23 protein-coding genes, 2 tRNA genes and 1 pseudogene are annotated in these 22613 nt (G+C 64.3%); 11 read left to right on the forward strand and 15 right to left on the reverse strand.

All coding sequences use genetic code 11. From position 1 onward, the window contains the following. Nucleotides 1-9: 9 nt before the first annotated feature. Both THIARS_RS08375 and THIARS_RS08380 read right to left on the reverse strand, forming a co-directional pair. Complete coding sequence (locus THIARS_RS08375; RefSeq protein ID WP_094160211.1) at nucleotides 10-1389, reverse strand: hypothetical protein; 1380 nt, start codon at nucleotides 1387-1389, stop codon at nucleotides 10-12. An 82-nt stretch (nucleotides 1390-1471) separates the two neighbouring features. Beyond that, the gene (locus THIARS_RS08380) at nucleotides 1472-2776 is read right to left on the reverse strand and encodes a cytochrome-c peroxidase (RefSeq protein ID WP_094160714.1); all 1305 of its coding nucleotides are present in this window, start codon (nucleotides 2774-2776) and stop codon (nucleotides 1472-1474) included. Nucleotides 2777-2993: 217 nt separating this feature from the next. Between THIARS_RS08380 and purU the strand changes: the two genes are divergently transcribed. The 4 genes from purU to THIARS_RS08400 all read left to right on the forward strand — a co-directional run bounded on the left by purU (nucleotide 2994) and on the right by THIARS_RS08400 (nucleotide 6047). Further along, entirely contained in the window at nucleotides 2994-3869 is an 876-nt protein-coding gene (gene purU, locus THIARS_RS08385; RefSeq protein WP_094160213.1) for a formyltetrahydrofolate deformylase, read from the forward strand. A 72-nt stretch (nucleotides 3870-3941) separates the two neighbouring features. Further along, complete coding sequence (locus THIARS_RS08390; RefSeq protein ID WP_094160215.1) at nucleotides 3942-4394, forward strand: YybH family protein; 453 nt, start codon at nucleotides 3942-3944, stop codon at nucleotides 4392-4394. A 20-nt stretch (nucleotides 4395-4414) separates the two neighbouring features. Further along, nucleotides 4415-5428 carry a YheT family hydrolase gene (locus THIARS_RS08395; protein WP_094160217.1) on the forward strand — a complete coding sequence of 338 codons (1014 nt, stop codon included), beginning with the start codon at nucleotides 4415-4417 and terminating at the stop codon, nucleotides 5426-5428. A gap of 1 nt (nucleotide 5429) precedes the next feature. Next, entirely contained in the window at nucleotides 5430-6047 is a 618-nt protein-coding gene (locus THIARS_RS08400) for a DUF2946 family protein (RefSeq protein ID WP_094160219.1), read from the forward strand. A gap of 111 nt (nucleotides 6048-6158) precedes the next feature. Here THIARS_RS08400 and THIARS_RS08405 read toward each other — a convergent pair whose 3' ends face one another. Beyond that, nucleotides 6159-6926 carry a c-type cytochrome gene (locus THIARS_RS08405; RefSeq protein WP_425444229.1) on the reverse strand — a complete coding sequence of 256 codons (768 nt, stop codon included), beginning with the start codon at nucleotides 6924-6926 and terminating at the stop codon, nucleotides 6159-6161. Nucleotides 6927-7018: 92 nt separating this feature from the next. On the opposite strand from THIARS_RS08405, the gene THIARS_RS08410 reads away from it, so the two are divergent. Continuing rightward, nucleotides 7019-7094, forward strand: a tRNA-Arg gene (locus THIARS_RS08410). An 88-nt stretch (nucleotides 7095-7182) separates the two neighbouring features. Here the strand turns inward: THIARS_RS08410 and THIARS_RS08415 are convergent. Continuing rightward, nucleotides 7183-7392, reverse strand: coding sequence for a cold-shock protein (locus tag THIARS_RS08415; protein WP_094160223.1), 210 nt, complete (start codon nucleotides 7390-7392; stop codon nucleotides 7183-7185). Nucleotides 7393-7693: 301 nt separating this feature from the next. Between THIARS_RS08415 and THIARS_RS08420 the strand changes: the two genes are divergently transcribed. Then, on the forward strand, nucleotides 7694-8542 hold the full coding sequence (locus tag THIARS_RS08420) for a PA4780 family RIO1-like protein kinase (protein WP_094160225.1): 849 nt from the start codon (nucleotides 7694-7696) through the stop codon (nucleotides 8540-8542). A gap of 302 nt (nucleotides 8543-8844) precedes the next feature. Here the strand turns inward: THIARS_RS08420 and THIARS_RS08425 are convergent, their stop codons facing one another. The 3 genes and pseudogenes from THIARS_RS08425 to THIARS_RS18930 all read right to left on the reverse strand — a co-directional run. Next, nucleotides 8845-9507 carry a class I SAM-dependent methyltransferase gene (locus tag THIARS_RS08425; protein WP_245845663.1) on the reverse strand — a complete coding sequence of 221 codons (663 nt, stop codon included), beginning with the start codon at nucleotides 9505-9507 and terminating at the stop codon, nucleotides 8845-8847. A gap of 78 nt (nucleotides 9508-9585) precedes the next feature. Further along, nucleotides 9586-10485 (reverse strand): PIN domain-containing protein, encoded by a 900-nt coding sequence (locus THIARS_RS08430; protein WP_245845808.1) that lies wholly within the window; start codon nucleotides 10483-10485, stop codon nucleotides 9586-9588. A gap of 57 nt (nucleotides 10486-10542) precedes the next feature. Continuing rightward, nucleotides 10543-10848: pseudogene (locus THIARS_RS18930) on the reverse strand (nucleotide pyrophosphohydrolase); the annotation flags it as partial. A 266-nt stretch (nucleotides 10849-11114) separates the two neighbouring features. On the opposite strand from THIARS_RS18930, the gene THIARS_RS08435 reads away from it, so the two are divergent. The 3 genes from THIARS_RS08435 to THIARS_RS18255 all read left to right on the forward strand — a co-directional run bounded on the left by THIARS_RS08435 (nucleotide 11115) and on the right by THIARS_RS18255 (nucleotide 12227). Further along, nucleotides 11115-11435, forward strand: a complete 321-nt coding sequence (locus tag THIARS_RS08435) for a hypothetical protein (RefSeq protein ID WP_094160228.1) — start codon at nucleotides 11115-11117, stop codon at nucleotides 11433-11435. Between the two features lie 241 nt (nucleotides 11436-11676). Next, nucleotides 11677-11886 carry a CsbD family protein gene (locus tag THIARS_RS08440; RefSeq protein ID WP_342747742.1) on the forward strand — a complete coding sequence of 70 codons (210 nt, stop codon included), beginning with the start codon at nucleotides 11677-11679 and terminating at the stop codon, nucleotides 11884-11886. Between the two features lie 173 nt (nucleotides 11887-12059). Then, a complete protein-coding gene (locus THIARS_RS18255; protein WP_186436607.1) occupies nucleotides 12060-12227 on the forward strand; it encodes a DUF3309 family protein in 168 nt (55 codons plus the stop codon). Nucleotides 12228-12489: 262 nt separating this feature from the next. Here the strand turns inward: THIARS_RS18255 and THIARS_RS08445 are convergent. The 5 genes from THIARS_RS08445 to THIARS_RS08465 all read right to left on the reverse strand — a co-directional run bounded on the left by THIARS_RS08445 (nucleotide 12490) and on the right by THIARS_RS08465 (nucleotide 15956). Continuing rightward, nucleotides 12490-12565, reverse strand: a tRNA-Ala gene (locus THIARS_RS08445). A 12-nt stretch (nucleotides 12566-12577) separates the two neighbouring features. Continuing rightward, on the reverse strand, nucleotides 12578-13366 hold the full coding sequence (gene yaaA / locus THIARS_RS08450; RefSeq protein ID WP_094160229.1) for a peroxide stress protein YaaA: 789 nt from the start codon (nucleotides 13364-13366) through the stop codon (nucleotides 12578-12580). 64 nt (nucleotides 13367-13430) lie between these two features. Then, nucleotides 13431-14015, reverse strand: a complete 585-nt coding sequence (locus THIARS_RS08455) for a DUF3501 family protein (RefSeq protein ID WP_094160231.1) — start codon at nucleotides 14013-14015, stop codon at nucleotides 13431-13433. 36 nt (nucleotides 14016-14051) lie between these two features. Then, the gene (locus THIARS_RS08460) at nucleotides 14052-15398 is read right to left on the reverse strand and encodes a (Fe-S)-binding protein (RefSeq protein WP_094160233.1); all 1347 of its coding nucleotides are present in this window, start codon (nucleotides 15396-15398) and stop codon (nucleotides 14052-14054) included. A gap of 135 nt (nucleotides 15399-15533) precedes the next feature. Further along, nucleotides 15534-15956 (reverse strand): rubrerythrin family protein, encoded by a 423-nt coding sequence (locus THIARS_RS08465; RefSeq protein ID WP_094160234.1) that lies wholly within the window; start codon nucleotides 15954-15956, stop codon nucleotides 15534-15536. Between the two features lie 236 nt (nucleotides 15957-16192). On the opposite strand from THIARS_RS08465, the gene THIARS_RS08470 reads away from it, so the two are divergent. Beyond that, nucleotides 16193-16825, forward strand: coding sequence for a VOC family protein (locus tag THIARS_RS08470; RefSeq protein ID WP_094160717.1), 633 nt, complete (start codon nucleotides 16193-16195; stop codon nucleotides 16823-16825). A 57-nt stretch (nucleotides 16826-16882) separates the two neighbouring features. Continuing rightward, a complete protein-coding gene (locus tag THIARS_RS08475) occupies nucleotides 16883-17812 on the forward strand; it encodes an NAD(P)-dependent oxidoreductase (protein ID WP_094160235.1) in 930 nt (309 codons plus the stop codon). Between the two features lie 60 nt (nucleotides 17813-17872). On the opposite strand, the gene acnA is transcribed toward THIARS_RS08475, so the two are convergent. The 3 genes from acnA to THIARS_RS08490 are packed head-to-tail and all read right to left on the reverse strand — an operon-like array spanning nucleotide 17873 to nucleotide 22597. Continuing rightward, nucleotides 17873-20620 (reverse strand): aconitate hydratase AcnA, encoded by a 2748-nt coding sequence (acnA, locus tag THIARS_RS08480; protein ID WP_094160237.1) that lies wholly within the window; start codon nucleotides 20618-20620, stop codon nucleotides 17873-17875. A 48-nt stretch (nucleotides 20621-20668) separates the two neighbouring features. Next, nucleotides 20669-22123 (reverse strand): bifunctional 2-methylcitrate dehydratase/aconitate hydratase, encoded by a 1455-nt coding sequence (locus THIARS_RS08485; protein ID WP_094160239.1) that lies wholly within the window; start codon nucleotides 22121-22123, stop codon nucleotides 20669-20671. Between the two features lie 21 nt (nucleotides 22124-22144). Next, nucleotides 22145-22597 carry a hypothetical protein gene (locus THIARS_RS08490; RefSeq protein WP_094160241.1) on the reverse strand — a complete coding sequence of 151 codons (453 nt, stop codon included), beginning with the start codon at nucleotides 22595-22597 and terminating at the stop codon, nucleotides 22145-22147. Nucleotides 22598-22613: the final 16 nt, after the last annotated feature.

The following is a 22613-nucleotide window of genomic DNA, read 5'->3' on the forward strand; positions in this document are numbered from 1 at the left end:
CGGACGCAATCAGAACTGGAAGCCGACGCCGAGGTTGAGCGCATTGCGCTCGCGCTGGCCGCGAAACACTTGATAGTCGGCCTTGAACACGACCTGAGGCGTGAGGAACAGGCTGGCTCCGCTGGTGAGCACCCGTGTCGTCGGCGCATCGGGCGGGGTCAGCCCCTGCGGGATGCCCGAATAGCCGCGGGCGGTATTGAGGATCTCATAGCGGGCGAAGGGCGAGAGCCGGTAGCCGCCGGTGTTCCAGCCGCGGTAGGCCGCCTGCAGGTAGGCGCCGCCGAAGCCGTCGGGAATCGGCGTCGGCTGGCCGGCGAACAGCGTCGCGTTGATCGCCGCCACGCCGGTGAAGCGGCCGTAGGCGGCCAGGGCCTGGAACTGCCAGGGGCCGGGTTCCCAGCGCGCGTGCAACTCGCCGAGCTGATAACGCGCGCCGGCGAAGCCGGCCTGGCCCTGGCCGACGTCGCCGGTGTACAGGCTGCCGCCGACGTTCAGGCCGAGAACGCCGTCGTAGTTCAAAGCGCCGTAGACCGTGAGCCCTTTGGCCTTGGCCTGGGATCCCTCCTGATGCGTGCATTGCAGCGGCGCCAGCGCGCATTCGCTGCCGGCGGCTGGGTCCCATTTGCCCAGGTCGGGGCTGGTCACGAGTCCGGCATTCCAGCGCCATCCCGACTCGGTGGTGCCCTCCAGGCCCGCGCCGAGTTCGCGCCAGGTGGACGGAATGACCCGGGTTTCAACTTCATTGCGGAACACGCCGTAGTAGGCGGCAGGCTCGTGCGACTGGTTGAGGTAGCCGGCGGGCATCAGGAACAGGCCGGTCTTGAGCGTGAGGCCGGGGTTGATGTCGTGAGCGACATAAAACTGTTCGAGTTCGATCTCGCCGGCGTCGCTGGACGACGCCACGCCGCTCTCGAGTTCCAGTTCGGCGGCCATGCGCGTGTCCGGGCTGAAGGCGTAGCCCCAGCCCAGTACGCCGCGCGTGAGGTTGGCCGTCGCGCCGGACGGGTCGCGGGTCGGGCGCGTGTAGCCCAGTTCGCCGTAGCCGAACAGGGTCAGTGGCGAGCGTTGCTGGCTCCCTCCAGGCATCGGCGCTGCATCGTTGGACGCGCCGCCTGCCGGAGCCTGGACGACGGCAGCCGCCTTGGCCGGCGGGGCAGCCGTGGCCTCGGCGACGGCCTGCTTGCGCAGTTCGCGCACCTCGTCGCGCAAGGCTTGCAACTCGGCGCGCAGCGTCTGAACTTCCAGACTCAGCGCGGCGCCGTCCTGGTTGGTTGCGTCGGCCCAGGCGAATGTGCCGTAGGCGGCGAGCGCCACGGCCAGCGCGCCGCGCCGGATCCTGCAGGTCATCGAGGATGGGCGCAGATCGGTGTGGGTGTGTTGTGCGTACATGGTTGCGGTGGTTGCATGGGTGGGGAAACAGGCGAGGGCGGATGGTCGCGCAAAAGACCCTCCGAAGGGCGCGGTCGCGCCACTAGCGTGCGGCGTCTTGCCAGCCGTCGCTCAGGGTGGAGAGAAACGCGACCAGGTCATCGATCTCGGCTTCGGTCAGGGCCGGGGCCTGTCCCGGGCGTCGGTCGTAGGGAGCTTCGGCGGTGTTGACGTACTGCCGGTATGCGGCGGGCAGATCGTTGTAGGCCACCACCTGGCCCTGGGCATCCGGCGGGTACCACGCCTGCGGCTGGGTGTCCCGGCTCACATAGAAGCGCACGGCCTGCGCGAGGTCGGTGAACGCGCAGTTGTGGAACAGGCAGCGTTTGCGTGCCACGTTGCGCAGGCTCGGCACCTTGAACGACCCGCACAGATCGGGCCGTTGCGCGCCCTGCAGTGCGGAGCTTTGACAAAGCCCCAGGTCGGTGTGCGCGGGGTCGGCATTGGCAGGGATCGCGGCGTTGCGCGGCAGGCCTAGGTTGTCGTAGCTGAAGTCGGTGAACAGGGGCGGGTGGCCATCCGTCGCAAGGCTGCTGTGGCAGGCGGCGCAATTGCCTTTGTTCGGCGCATTGAACAAGGCGAGGCCGCGCAACTCCTGCGCCGTGAGTTCCGCGCGCCCGTTCTGGAAGGCGTCGAATTTGCTGGAGAACGGGGCGAAATCGGGATCTTCCTGCTGGTATTGCGCGATCGCGTAAGCCAGGCGCGCGTATGCAACCTCGGGGTCGTCGAACACGTCGGCGCCGAACACCACGCGGAACTGTTCCGCGTAGCCGGCCCGGGCCAGCTTGGCCACCACGTCTGGCTTGCTCGCATTCGCCATTTCGGCTGGATTGAGCAAAGGCTGGCCGGCCTGGTCCGCCAGGCTTTGCGCGCGACCGTCCCAGAAAAAGCCGCCGGTCGGCGTGCCGTCCTTGGCGAAATGGAAGGCCTTGTTGAACCTCAGATAGTTGATCGACGGCACGGCCCTCGTGCCGGGTTGGTTGAGGTCGGCGCCGCCCAGGGCCACCGGACCCGCCGTGATCGTGTTGAAGGGGGATGGACCGTGCCCGAACGCTGGGTCGTGGCAGCTTTGACACGACATGCGGCCCGAGGCCGACAACGAGGGATCCTTGAACGCGAGTTCCCCGATCCGGGCGGCGGCGCTCAACTGGGGCGGGGACGAACTGCCGTCGCCTGTGGCGGGCCGTTCGCCGGAGTCCGCGCCGCCACAAGCGGCAAGCAACCCAGCAAGCACCAGGCTCGCGCCGAACTCGGCCACGCGTTTGCTCCCGCATGCGCCGAACGTGCGCGGGACGATGGGAGCGACTGGTTCGGTCGTGGAGCGGATCGCGCCTGGGTGGGTTCGCATGGGCTGGGTCATGGCAAAGGGGCAAAGGGCTACAAAAAGAAATAGGAATCATTCTTATTCAATGATGTGGGGTGTGTCAAGCCTCGCGAAGGGGCTATGGCGGGGCCAGTTCGGCGCCCGGCCGCAGGAACTGCTCGGCCCGGCAATTTGCAGCACGGCCTGCCTAGAATCGGTCGCTTGGGATGCCGCCGCCTCGGCGGCATGAACGGACCGCTGCATGAACGCCAACAACAACGACTATGTCCTGACCTTGTCCTGTGCCGATGTCAAGGGCATCGTCTATGCGGTGTCGGGCCTGCTGTACCAGGCCGGCTGCAATATTCTGGATTCCCAGCAGTACGGGGATCCGGCCACGCGGCTGTTTTTCATGCGCGTGCATTTCGAGGCGCCCCCACATCTCGACTCGGTGGAGAAGCTGGAGCCGATGTTTGCCGACATGCGCACGCGCTTTTCCATGCATGTCTCCATGCATGCCGTGGCGCGGCGCATGCGCGTGCTGATCGCCGTGAGTCGGCAGGCGCACTGTCTCAACGATTTGCTGTTCCGCTGGCGCGCCGGCCAGTTGCCGATGGAGGTGGTCGGCGTGATCTCGAACCATGCGGACTGTGCGGCGCTGGCCGGGCATTACGACGTGCCATTCCACCATGCGCCGCTGCAACCGGGGGCGGACATGCAGAGCAGACGGGCCCAGGAACAGCGCATGGCCACATTGATGCGGGAACAGCATGTCGAACTGCTGATCCTGGCGCGTTACATGCAGATCCTGAGCCCGGAGTTCTGCGCCGAGGTGCAGGGCAGGGCCATCAACATCCACCATTCCTTTCTGCCAAGCTTCAAGGGCGCCAGGCCCTATGCCCAGGCGCACGAACGGGGGGTCAAGCTCATCGGTGCCACCGCGCACTACGTCACGCCGGATCTGGACGAAGGTCCCATCATCGAGCAGGATGTGGAGCGGGTGGACCATGGCCTGGATGCCGAAGCCCTCACGGCCGCAGGGCAGGATGTTGAAAATCAGGTTCTTGCGCGCGCCGTGCGCTGGCATGTGGAGCACCGCATCCTGATGAACGGCCACAAGACGGTGGTGTTCAAATGAAGCCCGGCGTGCGGACTCCGGGCCGCATCCTGCCGCACCCAGCAAAACGTCACCCTTGACAGGAGCGTCTTCATGCCACGATCGACATCCGCCCGCGCCGGCCTGCAAAGCTCGGCGGAGGCCGCCGAGACGGTTTTCTACGAGGCGCTGCAAGCCGCCGATGTCGACATGCTCATGCGTGTCTGGGCCGACGAGGACGATCTGGTCTGCGTCCATCCGGGCGGTCCGCGCATTGTCGGGGCGGCCGCCATTCGCGCCAGCTTCGAGCAGATCCTCTCTCGCGGGGTCTTGCGCATCACGCCCGAGCGCGTCCTGAGGACCAACACCCTCAGTTGCGCCGTGCACAGCGTCGTCGAAAGGGTGCAGATGCAGGCAGACCCCGGGGACACGAAATTTGCCTTCGTGTTGGCCACCAACATCTATATCAAGACCCCCGACGGTTGGCGCATGGTGTTGCACCACGCCAGTCCGGGCACGGCACACGAGGTGGCCGAGGTCATCGCCACCGCGGAGCGGCTGCATTGACGCCCCACTCCGGCGCTGAGATGCCGGGCGAAGGCCGCGGCGATACGCTCGATCACGTCTTGACGCCTTACGCGGCGCCGCGCTGGCTGCCAGGAGGCCAGGCGCAGACCATCTGGCCGGCCCTGTTTTCCCGCCCTGCGCCCCACACGGATCGATGCGTCTGGGTACGCCAGCGCTGGGATACGCCGGACGGCGACTTCATCGACGTGGATCGGATCGACGCGGCACGGGCTGGAGCGGGGCCGCTGCTGATCATGTTTCACGGCCTCGAAGGTTCGAGCCGGAGCCACTATGCGCGGGCCATGGCTCATGCCTGCCTGCGGGCAGGATGGAATCTTGCCGTACCCCATTTCAGAGGTTGCTCGGGGGAGCCGAACCGCGCGCCGCGCGCCTATCACTCGGGCGACTGGCAGGAGATCGACTGGATCTTGCGCCGGTTTGGAGTCTCGCATCCGGGCCCGCGCTACGCGGCCGGAGTCTCATTGGGCGGTAACGCCTTGCTGCGCTGGGCCGAAGAGTCGGGCCACAGCGCAGCAACCGAGGTGCAGGCGGTGGCCAGCATCAGCGCGCCCATCGATCTCGCCGCCGGCGGAGATGCCATTTCGCGCGGCTTCAACCGGATGGTGTACACGCGCATGTTCCTGCGCACGCTCAAGCCCAAGGCCATCGCCATGGTGCGCCGCCATCCGGGCTTGGCGGATGTGCATGCCATCGCGGCGGCGAGCGACCTGTACGCCTTCGACAGTGCCTTCACAGCTCCCGTGCACGGTTTTCGTGACGCCGACGACTACTGGCGCCGGGCGTCCAGCAAGCCACAGCTGGCTTCGATCCGTGTGCCCGCCCTGGTCCTCAATGCGCGCAACGACCCTTTCTTGCCGCCGTCTGCCTTGCCGGCGCCCGGCGAAATCGCGCCGCGCGTGTGGCTGGAACAGCCCGAGCAGGGCGGCCATGCCGGCTTCGCGCAGGGTGGCTTCCCGGGACTGCTGGGTTGGATGCCACAACGCGTGCTGCATTTTTTTCGCCACGGCCGGTGAGATGGATCCACTCGTGCAGAAAGCCCTGCAGCGTTGGCCGGACGTACCCGCCTGCACCGGCTGGCTGGCGTTGGACGCAAGGGGGCAATGGTGGATTCGCGACGCCGAGGTCCATCCCTGGCCGCGCCAGGGCGATGGCCGCCTGGACAAGGTCGGAGCCAGCCGAATTCAGCACGAGAAGCTGGTGGAATTCATCCAACGCAACTACGCCGCAGATCCACAGGGCTACTGGTTTTTCCAGAACGGGCCGCAGCGGGTGTACGTGGATCTGGAGGCCGCGCCCCTGATCCTGCGGCTGCACGGCATGGAGGACGGAGGCTTGCAACCTTCTTGGTCGGCGCAAACCGGCCAGGCTTGTGTGACGACGGCCGGCTATGTCGACGAGAACGGGCGCTTGTTCTTTGCGACGACGGCGGGTCCCGCCATCATGCACAGCCTCGACACGGGTTTGCTCGCACCCTGGCTTGACGATGCGCTTCAAACCCTGGCCTTGCCGGGATGCGAGGCGCTGCGGCTGGAGCGCGTTCATTTCGGCGATTTGCAGCGCGTGCTTGGATTTCGCACGCGTCCATCCATCGACTTGTACGCCGGGCGCGAGCCGCCTGTGGGTACCGCATAAGAGAAAACCCGCACGAAGCGGGTTTTCTGGGTTTCCTGTGCCTTGCCTGGGCGTTGCGCGCACCGGGGCGGCCTGTGCGCAAATCGCGCAGGCTGGCTGGAAAGCGCAGCCCTACTTGGATTGGGCCACCATATAGTCCACGGCGGCCTTGACGTCCGCATCGCTCGCGGTGCTGCCGCCCTTGGGGGGCATCATGCCGAGTTTGCCGGTGAAGCCGTGGATCGCGCGGTCATACAGCACGGGCACCCCTTGCGCGATGATGGGCCCCCAAGCCGCCTTGTCACCCACCTTGGGGGCACCCGCGACACCGGTGCCGTGGCAGGCGATGCAGGTCGACTCGTACAACTTCTTTCCAGCATCGGCGCTGGCGACCATCGCCGCGCCGCCCGTCGCAGCGGCAGCCGACGCGCCACCGGCGGCCGGCCCGGATGCGGATGCCGTCGCGGTGGCGGAAGCCGTCGGCGCTGCGCTCGACATCGACGCTGCATTGGCCTGCGATGCGGCTTGCGCGCTCGACGCCACGGCGACCTGGCCGACCGGTGCGATACGTTCGTTCACCGCTGCCGTCGACAGCGAGGCCGAGCCGGCCGGAGGCACGGTTTCATCCGAAATGAAATGCACGATCAGCAACAGGATGATGATCGGCGTTGCAAAGCCGATCAGCAGAATGAGGATGGTCTTGCGCAGCGTGGGGGCAAAAGGCAGATCGCCGCTTTCGTTGGAAGGCTTGGGTTGATGTGCGCTCATGATTGTCGATGCAAAGAAGGGGACAAGGTCAAGTTGGTGCAACCGGCAGCATGATATGGCCTGCGCGCATCGTTTTGGGTGCCGTCTCCGGCCGCAGAGCAACTGATACACTTGCACGTTGATTTCCGTCACCAAAGGCGGAACACGACGCGGTTGCCACGCATCGGCAGTCGCCAATCACGGAGTCCGCTATAGCAGGGGCTCGCAGAATTGTGTCAAGCATTGCGCCCGTAGCTCAGTGGATAGAGTATTGGCCTCCGAAGCCAAGGGCCGCTGGTTCGATTCCAGCCGGGCGCGCCAGAAAATCGTTGCCATGAGGCGCATGTAGGCGAAAAAAAACGCAGCCGAGGCTGCGTTTTTTCATCGCGCATGGCGCGCGACATGCATGTCAGAGCGGGCGGATGTTCGCAGCCTGCAAGCCTTTTTGGCCTTGTTTGACTTCGAATTGAACGCGCTGATTCTCGGTCAGGGTCTTGAAGCCACTGCCTTGAATTTCGCTGAAATGGGCGAAGAGGTCGGCTTCGCCGCCATCCTGGGCGATGAAACCAAAGCCCTTGCCTTCGTTAAACCATTTCACGGTGCCTGTTTGAGTCGTCATATCAGTTCCATATACAAGTGATGCGCAGCACATGCCAGCGCAATGCAGAAACACGCAAGAAAATCACTTGGGGAAATCGACTGGGCCTGTCACAGGACACAGCAGAGGCCTACAAAACGACGGTCTATTGCATATCTACAAGGCGAAGGATACTGCTTTTTCGGTTTTCGTGCTTGCCTATCTATTTTTGTCCCGCATACGAGACGGTTCGGCCTTACCGCGGCAGGGCGCAAGCAGTCCCTGCGGGAGGTCAAGCGAAGTTCGGCGCGGTCCTCCCGGGCTCCCGCGCACAATGGCGTGCATGAAACCACCCCAGAGACTGCAATCCCTGATTGAGGAAGGCCTGATCGACACGGTCGTCCGTCAGCTAATGAGCGGCAAGGAGGCCATGGTCTATGTCGTGCGCTGCGGCGACGAGACCCGTTGCGCCAAGATTTACAAGGAGGCCACGCAGCGCAGTTTCCGGCAGGCCGTGGACTACACCGAGAACCGCAAGGTCAAGAACACCCGCCAAGCACGCGCGATGGCCAAAGGCACGCATTTCGGCCGCCAGGCGCAGGAAGACGCCTGGCAGAGAGCCGAGGTCGACGCGCTGTACCGCCTCGCCGCAGTTGGCGTGCGCGTGCCCAAGCCCCACAACTTCTGTGACGGCGTGCTGTTGATGGAACTCGTGGCCGACGAAAATGGCGACGCCGCGCCGCGCCTGAACGATGTCGTGTTCGCTCCCGAGCAGGCACGCGCCCATCATGCCACCCTGCTCAAGGAGGTCGTGCGCATGCTGTGTGCCGGGATCGTGCATGGTGACCTCTCCGAGTTCAACATCCTGCTGGGGGCGGATGGGCCCGTGATCATCGATCTACCCCAGGCGGTGGATGCCGCCGGCAACAATCACGCCAATCGCCTGCTGTTGCGCGACGTTGCCAACCTGCGCAACTTCTTCGGGCGTTTTGCGCCGGAACTGCTGCAGACGGAGTATGGGCACGAGATCTGGGATCTGTATCAACGCGGCGTTCTTCACACCGAGGTCGCGCTCACCGGCCGCTTCGAGCATCAACACGGCGCGGTCGACGTCAGCGGTGTTCTGCGCGAGATCGACGACACACGGGTCGAGCAGGCGGCACGCCTGCTGCGGCTGCGGAGCGGGGCATGACCCGGAGGGGTTTGTATCGCCTCGAGCCGGCTCCAGTTGTGCCTACGAGCGCTGAAAAACCTCCAAGCACATCCCTATTTTTTGCGCCTGCGTTGACGGGCACGCCACAGCGTGAACAGCACCAGCATGAGGGCCATGCCGCCGTAGATGTAGAGCATCAGATCGATGTGTGCGGAAAACCAGTTGGTGTTCATGAATGACGCGGTCGTGAAGTTTGGGTTGATCGAGGGGGCGGGGCCTGGAGGCGTCGCGGGGATCGTTGCATGGGCGCGTCACCGAGGCGCGTGTGGTGACTTGCAGGCTCAGCGCTTGCGCGCGAGCGTCAGGCCGTCGCCGACCGTCAGCAGCGCGAGGTCGACGCGCACGTCGTGGTGGAGTTTGGCATTCAGCGCCTGCAGTGCGGCCGTATCGGCGTCCTTCGCCGGGTGCGCCACGGCACCGCCCCAGAGCATGTTGTCGAAGGCAATCAGGCCGCCCGCGCGCACCAGATCGAGGCACCGCTCGTAATAGTGGGGGTAGTTCACTTTGTCGGCGTCGATGAAGGCGAAGTCGTAACTTCCGGCCTCGCCTGCAGACAAGCGCGCCTCAAGCGTCTGCAGCGCCGGTGCCAGGACGAGCTCGATCTTGTGGTCGACCCCGGCTTGGCTCCAGAAGGGCCGTCCGATGCCGGTGTACGCGTCGTTGATGTCGCAAGCCAGCACATGGCCATCGGCGGGCAGCGCCAAGGCTACAGTCAGAGCACTGTAGCCGGTGAACGTCCCGATCTCGATCGTGCGGCGCGCGCCCAGCATCTTGACCAGCAGACCCATGAACTGGCCCTGGTCGGGCGCAATCTGCATCCCGGCTTGCGGATGGTCGCGGGTGGCCTCGCGCAGCGCCTTTTGCGCCGGGTGCTCGCGCAGCGAGTGGTCGAGAACGTACTGGAAAAGCCGATCGTCAATCGGCAGGGTTCGAAGCGACATCATTCAGCCCTCGGTCGTGTTCCGGACCCATCGGATCAGGCCATGTTTGGCGCGGCATGTCCCCGGAATCGGAACTTGAGCCTACAGCTCATAGGTCACCGCACCCTTGCCGTCGATGCGCACCTTGCCACCATCCTGTAGCTGGCGCAAGACGGCCCGGACCACGGCATCGTCCGCCGCAGCGCCCAGCAGGGACTTGATGCTGGCCACCAGTCTGGCTTGGCGCGCCGGCTTGTTGGCTGACTTCCTGATACTGGCCTCGACATGGTTGAATGCTTTGCGCAAATCTTCCGGCTTTGGAGTTGTCGTGTTCTCTGGTGCGCGTACCGTGTTTGACGCTGCCGACATCACGGCGGTTTTTTTCGCTCGGGCCGTGCGTTTGGCGGGTGATGCGGGTTTGGCTGGCGCGACTTTCGCCGTTGGGCTTTTTGCCGGCGGCGTTGTGATCTCTGGCGGCGAATTGTCCGTCTCGGCTTTCGCCGGTTTGGCCGTGGCTGCTTTTCTGGGTCTTGCGGTTTTGGCGGCTGGGGCCGTGGACGGTGGCTCGGCAGCGGGTTGTTTCGCTGCGGTTTGGCTGCCTGAGCCTTTGGAGTTGGCGGCCGTCTTGGCCGCCGGTGTCTTGCTCGGAGCGCGCTTGACCGCCACCTTGCCCTGGGTAAACCCAACCTGGCGGGCGGAAAACCCCAAGCCCGTGGCGTGCTCGATCATGGGCGCATAACCCTTGTCGTTGGAAATCACCACGAAACGGGCATGCGGATGCCGGGACGCGATATAGCCCATGTAGAACGAAAGATGGAAGTCCAGCGCGTTTTTACCGGCGCGCGCGATGGGCACCAGGGTGATGCGATCACCGAACGAACCTTGGTGCGCATCCACCTTCTTCTGGCGAGGACCATGGAACAGCCAGACGTCGGTCACATCAGGTGCCAAGTTGCGAATGTCGGTATCCCTGGGTTGAACATTCTCCCAATCCACCAGCACATGCGTTTGCGCGTCCGCCGCGCTCGTCGGACCGGCTGGAAGCCCCGGACGCCGCGGCGGATACTTCTTGGCGTTCTTGACCAGTTTGCGGCCCACGGCACGCTTGAGATCGACGGCGGTGTGGTCGGCCAGTTGCAGCAGATAGAGCAGCACGTCGGCGGCTTCGTCGCCAATGCGCTCCTGCAGCACGACGTCCGCATGCGCGGCCCGCGATTGTTCCGGCGTCATCCACTGGAAGATTTCCGCCAGTTCCGCGGCTTCCACCATCAAGGCCATCGCCAGGTTTTTGGGCGTGTGAAACGCTGGCCAGTCGCGCTCGGCGGCGAATTCGCGCAGGGTCGTTTGCAGGGCTTTGATGTCCAACGGTCGGCTCCCTTTTCGGTATTACTCACCAGCCCGTGCATTGCAACAGAAGACGGGCGACGGATTCGCCGGATAGCGGTCGTTTGTCCATGCCGCCGTTCTCGGCTGGCCCTTGAGCTGCGGGAAGCCAAGGGTGGCGAAGCCAATTCTCGAACGCAAGCCTCACTCCAGTGTACCCACGCCCTTTTCGCACGCCAACGGTGTTCCAGATCGAGCCTGCCGAACACCGTGGTAGACAATGGCGGCCAATCCACCGGGAACGACCCATGAGCATGAAGAAGACGGATCTCGAGAAACACCTGGCGAAAAAACTCGACGGGAAAATGAAGTCGGGCATCGTTCCGCAGCGTTTTGGACAAAGCCCTGCCGGGGCGAGGCCCGAACGCAAGTCGCGGAACTCCGCAGTCAAGCTGGTGCCGGTTGCCTGCAGGCTTCCCGCCGAGTTGGTCAGCCGCCTACGCGAGCGCGCTGTCGGCCATGAGGGCGGCATGCAGGCGATCATGGCCCAAGCGGTGGCGCTATGGCTTGAATCATCTGCTGGCGCAACGCCGGCCAGTGATGCTTCTCAGGCCACCCCGTCCCGATAGTCGGCTTACAAGGATTTCGCAGATTTCCGGCGCCACGCGATACGGCGACAAAACCGGAGCGGTTACGAACTCCAGAAGGCCATGGCAGGGAATGATGTGCCGGAGGCCATCTCTCCTGCGGATGGCTTACTGGACGTGTGCGTCAGCGAACAGACCTGGCCTAGACCATGAACTACTGTGCGATTGTGTGGTGTTTGCCACGCGTCGACATTGGGTCGGCTCATTTTCTCAGGAGCAAATCATGAGCATCAACAAGAATCAGGTCAAAGGCCGCGCCGAAGAAGCGCAAGGCAAGGTGAAGGAGGTCGTTGGCAAAGTTGCGGGCGATAAGAGCCTTGAAGTGAAAGGCAATATCCAGAAAAACGTCGGCGCGGTCCAGGCCTCGGTCGGTGACGCCGAAGCGGATATCAAGAAGTCGGTAAAGACACCTTACCGCCAACAGCAAAGATGAGTCGGATCGCGCCACAGAACTAGCGGCGAAGTCAAATCGGTTGGAGCAGTTCACAACAACCTGAAGATCACCCCGCGCTAGTGACCAACCTGCGTCTGTCGGCATTCGGTGATTGGGTATCAGCCTACTCCAACGTGGACTGATAGCGTTTCAGAACGATTAGGAGCGAAACCGTGGATTTGATACTTCTTGCGATTGTGCTTTTGTTGCTGTTTGGCGGCGGCGGTGGCTTGTATTGGGGCATGGGCATGGGCTGGGGAATGGGCCCTATCGGATTGATCGTTGTCGTCCTGATCATCGCTTTCTTGCTGTTTGGCTATCGCGGGAAACGTGGCGGCTGAAAGTGCGGGCCGTCTTGGGGACCCCGAAGCCAACGATCACGCAATGCACAGCGGGCTTGGCCTTGCCCGCTGTCTGTCAGTGGCATGGCGGCCCTCCTGAGTGGTTTGTATCCCCTCGTTTTGGGATATACCACCGTTTTATAGCCCCATGTATCCCCGGCTATCAACGCACCCCTGCGAACGCCTACGGCATGAAAAAGGCCGCAAAGCCTTGATTTCTCTTAGCGTTGCGGCCTTGTACGGATGCCGGTGAACTGGTTTTTGGTGGAGACGAGGAGGATCGAACTCCCGACCTTCGCATTGCGAACGCGACGCTCTCCCAGCTGAGCTACGTCCCCGAAAAAACGAAATCATACCCGAGCCGGCACGGGTTTGGTGCGGCGGAACACCCAGCGGCTCGGGTTCGAGGCGTACGAAGCGTAAGCGTAGCCTTCGAGGTCGAAGGCCTTGAGGTGTTCCGGGTCGGTGATGCGGTGGACGATGGCATAGCGCGCCATGAGGCCGCGCGCGCGCTTGGCGTAGAAGCTGATGATCTTGAACTTGCCGTTTTCGCCATCCTGAAACACCGGCTGGATTACCGGCAAGCCGAAAACCTTGGTGTCGACCACACCGAAATATTCGTCGGATGCAAGGTTGACCAGCACGCGGTGCTCATGGTCTTTGAGTTGCTCGCGCAGGGTTTGGGCGATGCCGCTGCCCCAGTAGGCGTAGAGATCCTTGCCCTTGGGGTTGGCCAATCTGGTCCCCATTTCCAGGCGGTAGGGCTGCATCAGATCCAGCGGGCGCAGCACGCCGTACAGGCCGCTGAGCATGGCGATGTGGTTCTGCGCCCATTCCAGATCCTTGGGCTGGAGATGGCTGGCGTCCAGGCCTTCGTAGACGTCGCCGTTGAAGGCGAGGATGGCCGGCCTGCTGTTGTCCGGCGTGAATTCCAGCGACCATGCGGCGTAGCGGTTCGCATTGAGCACCGCGAGCTTGTCGGAGATGTCCATGAGCTTCGACAACTCGACAGGGCTCTTGCGGCGCAGGATATCGATGAGTTCGGCCGATTGCTGAATGAACCGCGGTCGGGTGACCGGCAGGGCGGGGATGGGACTGGTGTAGTCGAGGCTTTTGGCGGGAGACAGGACGATGAGCATGGTGCGAGGTCTGGAGGATCGGGGCGCGTCTGCTCTGCAGGACAGGCCAGTCCGCTGGCGTGGATCAGTCGGCCTTGAAGTCCTGGATCAGGGCGGCGGCTGTGGCTGGAGAGATGACGGTTTGCATGGCGTAGTGCGGATGCTCGCAGCCCATGGTGATCGGCACTCCGGTGCGCATGGCCTGGATGTGCGCCGGGGTGAACTCGAAGCGCAGGAAGTGCACCGAGGAAGTTTTTTCCGCGTTCTCGCGCTCCAGGTCCTCGTCCGCGATGGGGTAGACGCGCGGCTGGCCAGGAACCTCCACATACACCGTGTCCTCGACGCCGATGAGCAGGGCCAGCTCGCGGCGGCGCTGTTCGACGTCTGGGTACTCCAATAGCATGGTCGCCTTCCAGTTCTGGCCGTCGGGGATCAGCGGCGCATAGGCCGCGATCTCGTCCTGGATGCCTTCCTCTTCGAAGATTTTTTCGATGCGCAGCATCTCCTGGATCTGGTAGCGGATGGTTTTCTCGTCCTCGAACTGCAGGTTCATGTGTTCGCCCAGGCGCACCGAGCGCAGCAGGCGGTGGGGGATGATTTCGGCTTTCATCTGCTTGCGGGCCTTGGCATAGGCCTCGAGCGTCAGCAGGCTGTCGCGGGTCAGGGTCATGGTGTTCTCCGGTTCGTGTCGGAAAGATGCCGCGCGTCAGAGCCCATAGGCCATGCGCAGCAGGGTCAGGGGATGCTCGAGCCTGGGCTGCGGGCCGCCCAGCTCGGCGATACCCTGGGCAATGTGGTGGCCGCCAAGCGGGCAGTCGGAACTGATGAAGTCGGGCTGCGGGGCGGCCATGGCCTTGAACACCGGCTTGCCGATTTTCATGGCGTCGGCATGGTGGGCTTTCTTCACCCCATAGGTGCCTGCATGGCCCGAGCAGCGCTCGATGGTGGTGAGTTGCACGTCCACGCTCTGGCCGATGAGCTTGAACAACTCCTCGGTCTTGCGCCCGACGTTCTGGACGCGACCGTGGCAGGGGATCTGATAGGACACCTTGCCGAGGTTTTGCTGGAAATCGGTCTTGAGCAGACCGTCCTTGTGGCGCGACACGAGGTAGTCGAACGGGTCCCACATCGCCGCCTGCACGGCCTTTACATCGGCGTCGTCGGGAAACATCAGCGGGATTTCCTGCTTGAACATCAGCGTGCAGGATGGCACCCCGGTGAGGATGGCGTAGCCGGCCTTGGCGTACTTCGCCAGCACGGGAATGTTCGCCGCCTTGGCTTGCGCCACGCCGTCGAGGTCGCCGAGTTCGAGCTTGGGCATGCCGCAGCATTGCTCCTTGTTCACCAGTTCGTAGGGAATGCCGTTGTGGTCGAGAACCTTGAGCAGATCCAGGCCGATGCCGGGTTCGTTGTAGTTGATGTAGCAGGTCGAGAACACCGCCACCTTGCCGGGCGTGCGCTCGCCGTCGAGGGCATGGGTCGTGGCGGCCTTGGGCGCGGCGGCGCGGAATTTCTTGCTGGCCAGTTCGGGCACCCAGGCGTTGCGGTCGATGCCCAGGGTGTTTTCCAGCACGGCACGCACCGGGGGCATTTTGTTCGCGGCATTGGCCACCTGCACGACGATGGGAATGCCGGCCAGCTTGCCGTGGGTGTCGGTCGAGGCCAGGAACTGGTTGGCCTTGGAAACCTTGCCCTGTTTGAACTGGATGGACTTGGCGCGCAGCATGGTGTGCGGGAAGTCCAGGTTCCAGGGGTGCGGGGGTACGTAAGGGCACTTGGTCATGTAGCACAGGTCGCACATATAACACTGGTCGACGACCTTCCAGTAATCCTGCTTGTCCACGCCGTCGACTTCGCCCGTGCCGCTCTCATCCACCAGGTCGAACAGGGTGGGAAAGGCCTGGCACAGCGAGACGCAGCGCCTGCAGCCATGGCAGATGTCGAAGATGCGTTCGAGCTCGTGCAGGCAGTCCTGTTCGTCGTGGAATTTGGGGTTGAGCCAGTCCAGCGGGTGCCGGGTGGGTGCGTCGAGATTGCCTTCGCGCGTGGACATGTGGGTTGCCTCGGATCGTGGGTTGCATCGGCCGCAACAGCAGGAGCGTCAATTTTCGCCCGCAAATGCACGGGCCTTAATGCACCACGGCAGCGCGAGGCTGCCGTGGGCTTGTGCGTCTGCGCTTGATCGTGCTTAGTCGGCCAGCACGTCCAGCGCCTTCTGGTAGCGGTTGGCGTGGGAACGCTCGGCCTTGGCCAGGGTGGAGAACCAGTCGGCGATTTCTTCGAAGCCCTCGTCACGCGCGGTCTTGGCCATGCCGGGGTACATGTCGGTGTACTCGTGGGTCTCGCCGGCCACGGCGGCCTTCAGATTGTCGCGAGTCGGGCCGATGGGCAGGCCGGTGGCGGGATCGCCGACGGCTTCGAGGAATTCCAGGTGACCGTGCGCATGGCCGGTCTCGCCTTCGGCGGTGGAGCGGAACAGGGCCGCCACGTCGTTCTGCCCTTCCACGTCAGCCTTGGCTGCGAAGTACAGATAGCGGCGGTTGGCCATGGATTCGCCGGCGAAGGCGTCTTTCAAATTCTGCTCGGTTTTCGAGCCTTTGAGTGCTGTCATCGTTTTCTCCTAGGGTGCAGAAGCTGGACACGATTGTTGCCGCTGCACGCGGCAACTGGCTAATTTATCCCCCCTCTGTGACGATGTCTAATGCAGCTTCTCAATGTGAACCATAGGCGGGTTCTATTCGCATCCGGCGGACCCTGTGCTTCGCCCGCGTCTTGCACCACGCCAGGCTCGGCCCATAATGAAACCATGGGGCGACAAAGTTCGCCTCGACACCATGGAGACGCATGATGGATCTGTCCGATTCGCCACCACCGCTGCCAAGCGCGGGCACGGCCCCGTGCCATATTCTCGGTCTTCACCATTTCGCGTGGCGCTGTCGCGATGCCGAGGAAACCCGGCATTTCTACGAGGACCTGCTCGGCCTGCCGCTCTATCACATCATTCAGAGCGATCATGTCCCGAGCACGGGCGAGTTTTGTCCCTACACGCATATTTTCTTCCGCATGGCAGACGGCTCTTTCATCGCCTTTTTCGACCTGGGCGACGATGCCATCAGCCAGCCGTCGCCCAACACGCCGGCCTGGGTCAACCATCTCGCGCTCCAGGTCGGCAGCGTGGCCGAGCTGGAGGCGGCGAAGGCCAGACTGCAGGCCGAGGGTGTGGAGGTGCTGGGCGTGACCGACCATCACATCTTCAAGTCGATCTATTTCTTCGACCCCAACGGCATCCGGGTCGAGCTGGCCGCGCAGCAGGCCTCGCCGGAGCAGATGCAGGCCGCGTCGCTGGATGCTCACGCACGCCTTGCCGAGTGGACGCAGCGCAAGCAGCAATGGCGCCAGCAGCGCGCCGAGGGCCGGACGCAAGGCGTGCTCAGGCCGGCGCGCAATGACAGGCCGGAGTATGGCGGCAGGTCGGGCTGATCCATCGGTGTGGCGGCCCCTACGATCGGGGGCCATGTTTCATGCAAGGACTCGACCATGACCACTCTGCAGCCGCCCGACGCGGCGCAACATCCCGGAGCCACTGCCACAGCCCACCATCTCCGCACCCTGGCCTTCATCGGTCTCGGCGCCATGGGCTGGGCCATGTGCGGGCATTTGCATCGCGCCGGGTACGCGTTGCGCGTCTACGCGCGCGATCCGCTCAAGCGGGAGCGCGCGCGAGGCTGCGGCATGCATGTGTGCGACAGCCCGGCGCAGGCCGCGCGCGGAGCCGCGTTTGTTTTCAGCAATGTCACGTCGACTCCCGATGTGGGGCAGGTTCTGCTCGGCGCCGATGGGGTCATCCACGGTGCCGAAGCGGGCACGATCTGCATCGACCACAGCACCATCGCGCCTGCGGGCGCCAGGGACTTCGCCGGGCAACTGGCCGCACGCGGCCTGTCTTTCCTCGATGCGCCGGTTTCGGGTGGCGAGAAGGGGGCGCGTGAGGCGAGCCTGTCGATCATGGTGGGCGGCGAAGCCGAGGTCTTTGCTCAGGCGCTGCCCCTGCTGCGGCTGCTGGGCAGCACGATCACCCACGTCGGTCCGGCCGGCTGCGGTCAGGTGGCCAAGCTGTGCAACCAGATCGTGCAGGTGATCAATATCGAGGGCCTCGCCGAGGCCATGCGTTTTGCCGCCGCAGAGGGCGCCGACCTGCCGCGCGTGCTGCAGGCGATCGCGGCCGGCATGGCCGGCAGCCGCATGCTCGATCTCATGGGGCCGAAAATGGCCGCGCGCGATTTCTCGGCGGGCATTCAGGCGCGTCTGCACGCCAAGGACTTCGGGCTGGCCGCGGAAGCCGCCAGCCAGGCTGGACTCCAACTGCCGGCGCTGCGCGTGGTGCGGGCCCAGCTCGACCGGCTCATGGCATTGGGCATGGGGTCTGACGACACCAGCTCGCTTTTGCGCGTGCTGGAGGCGCCATGAAAAACCCGGGACGTGCCCGGGTTGAGTCCTGATGGCGTCGAGGACGCGGGGCTCTTTGGCTCAAGCCGCCAGCAACTGACGCAGCACGTAGGGCAGGATTCCGCCGTGGTGGTAGTAGTCGACCTCGATCGGCGTGTCGATGCGCAGCTTCACCCGCACCCGCTGGTCCGGCTGGCCTGCGCGGTGGATGACCAGCGTTGCGTCCTGCTGGGGCTTGACGGTGTCGCCCAGCAGCACGTCGAAGGTCTCGCTGCCGGTGACGCCCAGGCTTTGCCAGGAGTCGTCGCCGAGGAACTGCAGCGGCAGCACGCCCATGCCGATGAGGTTGGAGCGGTGGATGCGCTCGAAGCTGCGCGCCACCACGGCCTTCACGCCCAGCAGCTGGGTGCCCTTGGCCGCCCAGTCGCGGCTGGAGCCGGTGCCGTATTCCTCGCCGGCGAGAATGACGGTGGGCGTGCCTTCGGCGATGTAGCGCATCGCGGCGTCGTAGATGAACATCTTCTCACCCGAGGGCTGGAACAAGGTGACGCCGCCTTCCTCGCGCGAGCCGTCGGCCTGCGGCGGAATCATCAGGTTCTTGATGCGCACGTTGGCGAAGGTGCCCCGCATCATCACCTCGTGGTTGCCGCGGCGCGAGCCGTAGGAGTTGAAGTCGGCCTTGATCACGCCATGCTCAAGCAGCCATTTGCCGGCGGGCGAACTGTCCTTGATCGAACCGGCGGGGGAGATGTGGTCGGTGGTGATCGAGTCACCGAACAGCGCCAGCGCCCGCGCGCCCTGCACGCTGGACGCGGCGGCGGCCGGCGTCATGTCGAAGCCGGCGAAAAACGGCGGTTCGGCGATATAGGTGCTGTCCGGCCAGTTGTAGACCTGGCCGGATGACTTCGCGATCTGGTTCCACAGCTTGCCAGGCTTGTCCTGAACCTGGGTGTAGTTGGCCTTGTAGGCCTTGGGGTCGAGCGCGACCTTCAGCAGCTTGTCGACCTCGGCCGCGGACGGCCAGATGTCGCCGAGGTAGACCGGCCTGCCGCCCTTGCCGGTGCCGAGCGGCTCGGTCATCAGATCGCGCGTGACCGTGCCGGCGATGGCATAGGCCACCACCAGCGGCGGCGAGGCCAGGAAATTGGCCTTGATGTTGGGGTGGATGCGCGCTTCGAAGTTGCGGTTGCCCGACAGTACCGCGGCGCACACCAGATTGTTGGCGGTGATGGCGGCATCGATGTCGGCCGCCAGCGGCCCCGCGTTGCCGATGCAGGTGGTGCAGCCATAACCGGCCACGTAGAAGCCCAGCTTCTCCAGATAGGGCAGCAGCCCGGCGCGTTCCAGGTATTCCGTGACCACCCGTGAGCCTGGAGCCAGCGAGGTCTTGATGTGCTTCTTCACCTTGAGCCCGGCCTCGACGGCCCTTTTCGCCAGCAGGCCGGCGGCCAGCAGCACACTGGGATTGGATGTGTTGGTGCAGGAGGTGATGGCGGCGATCAGCACATCGCCGTCGTGGAGGTCGATACCTTCGGAAGTTTTGATCACTTGGCCCAGGCGTTCGGCCGGCTGGCTGAAGCCACCCTGGTCCATGGGCGCGGCGAACAGTTCGGTGTACTTCGATTTCACCGCGCCGAGTTCGATGCGGTCCTGCGGGCGCTTCGGCCCGGCGAGCGAAGGCGCCACGGTGGACAGGTCGAGGGTGAGCGTGGTGGAGTAGTCGATCTGGCCCGCGCGCGGCACGCCGAACAGCTTCTGCGCCTTGAAGTAGGCGGCCAGGGCCTCGATCTCGTGTTTGCTGCGGCCCGTGCCCTTGAAGTAGTCCAGGGTCTTGTCGTCCACCGGGAAGAAACCCATGGTGGCGCCGTACTCGGGCGCCATATTGGCGATGGTGGCGCGGTCCGGCACGCTCAGGGATTCGGTGCCCTCGCCGAAAAACTCGACGAACTTGCCCACGACCTTGGCCTTGCGCAGCATTTCCGTGATGGTGAGAACGAGGTCGGTGGCGGTGACGCCGCCGCGCAGTGCGCCCTTGAGCTCCACACCCACCACGTCCGGGGTGAGGAAGTAGACCGGCTGACCCAGCATGCCGGCCTCGGCCTCGATGCCGCCCACGCCCCAGCCGACCACGCCGACACCGTTGATCATCGTGGTGTGGCTGTCGGTACCGACCAGGGTGTCGGGGTAGTACACGTCGCCCGCGCCCTTGTGCACGCCGCGGGCCAGGTATTCCAGATTGATCTGGTGCACGATGCCGAACCCGGGGGGCACGACGCCAAACGTGTCGAACGCCTGCATGCCCCATTTCATGAACTGGTAACGCTCGCGGTTGCGCTGAAATTCCAGCTTCATGTTCAGGTCCAGCGCCTTTTTGTCGCCGTAGTGGTCGATCATGACCGAGTGATCCACGACGAGGTCCACCGGCACCAGCGGTTCGATGGCTTTCGGGCTCTTGCCCATCTCGGCCGCGACGCTGCGCATCGCGGCGAGGTCGGCCAGCAGGGGCACCCCCGTGAAGTCCTGCAGGACGACGCGTGCGACGACGAAGGGAATCTCGTCGGTGCGTCGGGCGTTCGGTTTCCAGTTGGCGAGTTGTTGCACATGCTCGGCCGTTACGCGCTTGCCGTCGCAGTTGCGCAGCACCGATTCCAGGACGATGCGGATGGACACCGGCAGGCGCGAGGCGTCAACGCCCAATGCCTTGCCCAGGGCGGGAATGGAATAGAACTTGCCAGCCTTGCCGCTGGCGGTCTCGAAGGATTTGAGGGTGCCGGCAAAGGCGTGCTTGGGGGCTCTGGCGGTTTTTGTGATCTTGGTCGCGGTGGCCATGGCGAACTCCGGGGATGGATTGTTGCTGCGGGAAAGACGGTCGGGATTTCAAGCCTGGCAATACAGGTCGACATACTCGTGCACAGGCATCGCCGCGAGCGTGGCGGCGTTGAGCGAGGCGCGCACGATGCGTTCCTGTTGCCGCGGTGCGAAACGGCGTGCCAGGTTGGTGCGGAACTTGGCTTCGAGCAGGGGGATGCCGTCCTCGCGGCGGCGTCGGTGGCCGATGGGATACTCGACGACGATTTCGGGCAGCCGGCTGCCATCCTTGAACGTGACGGTGAGCGCGTTGGCGATGGAGCGCTTGTCCGGGTCGTGATAGTCCTTGGTGAACTGGGGATCTTCGACGCAGGTGATGATGCCGCGCAGCGCGTCGATACGCGGATCGGCGGCCACGGCGTCTTCGTAGTCGGCGGCCGTGAGTCGCCCGAACAGCAGCGGAACCGCCACCATGTACTGGATGCAGTGGTCCCGGTCGGCCGGGTTGCTCAGCGGACCCTTCTTGTCGATGATGCGGATGCAGGCCTCGTGGGTGCGGATGCTGATGGAGGCGATGTCCGCCGCGGTCCTGCCCATGGCCTCGAGCTGGGCGTGGACCTGCATCGCCGCTTCCACGGCGGTCTGCGCATGGAACTCGGCCGGGTAGCTGATCTTGAACAGCACGTTCTCCATCACATAGGAGCTGAACGGCCGCTGGAGCTTGAACGGTTGGCCCTTGAACAGGACGTCATAGAACCCCCAGGTCTTGGCCGAGAGCACCGAGGGGTAGCCCATTTCACCCGTGCGGGCGATGAGCGCCAGACGCACGCCGCGGCTGGTGGCGTCGCCCGCGGCCCAGCTCTTGCGGCTGCCGGTGTTGGGGGCGTGACGGTAGGTGCGCAGGCTTTGCCCGTCCACCCAGGCGAGCGAGACGGCGTTGATGATCTCGTCGCGCGACAGGCCGAGCAAACGCCCAACGACCGCCGTGGTGGCCACCTTGACCAGCACCACATGGTCGAGTCCGACCTTGTTGAACGAGTTTTCCAACGCGATGATTCCCTGGATCTCGTGCGCCTGGATCATGGCGTTGAGCACGTCGCGCATCACCAGGGGTGGTTTGCCGGTCGCCACGGCGGTGCGGCTGATCCAGTCGGCCACGGCCAGAATGCCGCCGAGGTTGTCGCTCGGATGGCCCCATTCGGCCGCAAGCCATGTATCGTTGAAGTCCAGCCAGCGGATCATCGCGCCGATGTTGAACGCCGCCTGCACGGGGTCGAGCTGGTAAGGCGTGCCGGGAACCTTGGCGCCGTTCGGCACCACCGTTCCCGGCACGACCGGGCCAAGCAGCTTGGTGCAGGCCGGATACTCCAACGCCTCCAACCCGCAGCCTAGGGTGTCGATCAGGCACAGCCTGGCAGTTTCAAACGCAAGTCCTTGGAATTGACGCTGGCCGAGCACGTAGTCGGCGATGTCGGCAAGGATCTGGTCGGGAGCGGGGCGAACGTTGGAGATGGCTGCGGTCATGGAGCGGTTGGGGGAGGTGAACTACTTGCTGGCGACGATGGGGTTGCAGTCGTCGGCCAGGCGGGTCATGTCCCGCTTGTCGAACAACATGCTCTTGGCGGGAATCTGGATCATCACCAGGCCGGCCTTGACATCGTCGAAGTGGTAGGCGCCGGTCGTGGTGGGTTTGCGGGTGAGCAAATAACGCTTGCCTTTCCAGGTGATGAGGATGGTGTGATCGTTCGCGCCTTCGCGCTTCACGTCCATCGTTTGATGCGAACCACAGCGCATGTGGCCCCATTTCATCTGGTAGCTGGGATTGACGGCTTGCTCCGCGGCAGCGGTCGCAGCGGCGCGTTGCTCGGCGGATGGTTGGGCGTTGTTTCCTGGCAACGGTTGCGCGGCATGGACCGCCGGCAAAAGCAGGGCGGCGGCGATGAAGGCACCGAAAAACGTCGGAATGGGGCGGGCTGCAGACAAAGCTTGGCGCATCATGGTCAGGTCTCCTCAG

The sequence above is a fragment of the Thiomonas delicata genome (assembly GCF_900088825.1).
GTDB classification, from domain to species: Bacteria; Pseudomonadota; Gammaproteobacteria; order Burkholderiales; family Burkholderiaceae_C; genus Thiomonas_A; species Thiomonas_A delicata.

Coding starts and splice junctions, on each gene's coding strand:
- THIARS_RS08375 (WP_094160211.1), bottom strand. CDS start 1,389: ATGTACGCACAACACACCCACACCGATCTGCGCCCATCCTCGATGACC.
- THIARS_RS08380 (WP_094160714.1), bottom strand. CDS start 2,776: ATGCGAACCCACCCAGGCGCGATCCGCTCCACGACCGAACCAGTCGCT.
- purU (WP_094160213.1), top strand. CDS start 2,994: ATGAACGCCAACAACAACGACTATGTCCTGACCTTGTCCTGTGCCGAT.
- THIARS_RS08390 (WP_094160215.1), top strand. CDS start 3,942: ATGCCACGATCGACATCCGCCCGCGCCGGCCTGCAAAGCTCGGCGGAG.
- THIARS_RS08395 (WP_094160217.1), top strand. CDS start 4,415: ATGCCGGGCGAAGGCCGCGGCGATACGCTCGATCACGTCTTGACGCCT.
- THIARS_RS08400 (WP_094160219.1), top strand. CDS start 5,430: ATGGATCCACTCGTGCAGAAAGCCCTGCAGCGTTGGCCGGACGTACCC.
- THIARS_RS08415 (WP_094160223.1), bottom strand. CDS start 7,392: ATGACGACTCAAACAGGCACCGTGAAATGGTTTAACGAAGGCAAGGGC.
- THIARS_RS08420 (WP_094160225.1), top strand. CDS start 7,694: ATGAAACCACCCCAGAGACTGCAATCCCTGATTGAGGAAGGCCTGATC.
- THIARS_RS08425 (WP_245845663.1), bottom strand. CDS start 9,507: ATGATGTCGCTTCGAACCCTGCCGATTGACGATCGGCTTTTCCAGTAC.
- THIARS_RS08435 (WP_094160228.1), top strand. CDS start 11,115: ATGAGCATGAAGAAGACGGATCTCGAGAAACACCTGGCGAAAAAACTC.
- THIARS_RS08440 (WP_342747742.1), top strand. CDS start 11,677: ATGAGCATCAACAAGAATCAGGTCAAAGGCCGCGCCGAAGAAGCGCAA.
- yaaA (WP_094160229.1), bottom strand. CDS start 13,366: ATGCTCATCGTCCTGTCTCCCGCCAAAAGCCTCGACTACACCAGTCCC.
- THIARS_RS08455 (WP_094160231.1), bottom strand. CDS start 14,015: ATGACCCTGACCCGCGACAGCCTGCTGACGCTCGAGGCCTATGCCAAG.
- THIARS_RS08460 (WP_094160233.1), bottom strand. CDS start 15,398: ATGTCCACGCGCGAAGGCAATCTCGACGCACCCACCCGGCACCCGCTG.
- THIARS_RS08465 (WP_094160234.1), bottom strand. CDS start 15,956: ATGACAGCACTCAAAGGCTCGAAAACCGAGCAGAATTTGAAAGACGCC.
- THIARS_RS08470 (WP_094160717.1), top strand. CDS start 16,193: ATGGATCTGTCCGATTCGCCACCACCGCTGCCAAGCGCGGGCACGGCC.
- THIARS_RS08475 (WP_094160235.1), top strand. CDS start 16,883: ATGACCACTCTGCAGCCGCCCGACGCGGCGCAACATCCCGGAGCCACT.
- acnA (WP_094160237.1), bottom strand. CDS start 20,620: ATGGCCACCGCGACCAAGATCACAAAAACCGCCAGAGCCCCCAAGCAC.
- THIARS_RS08485 (WP_094160239.1), bottom strand. CDS start 22,123: ATGACCGCAGCCATCTCCAACGTTCGCCCCGCTCCCGACCAGATCCTT.
- THIARS_RS08490 (WP_094160241.1), bottom strand. CDS start 22,597: ATGATGCGCCAAGCTTTGTCTGCAGCCCGCCCCATTCCGACGTTTTTC.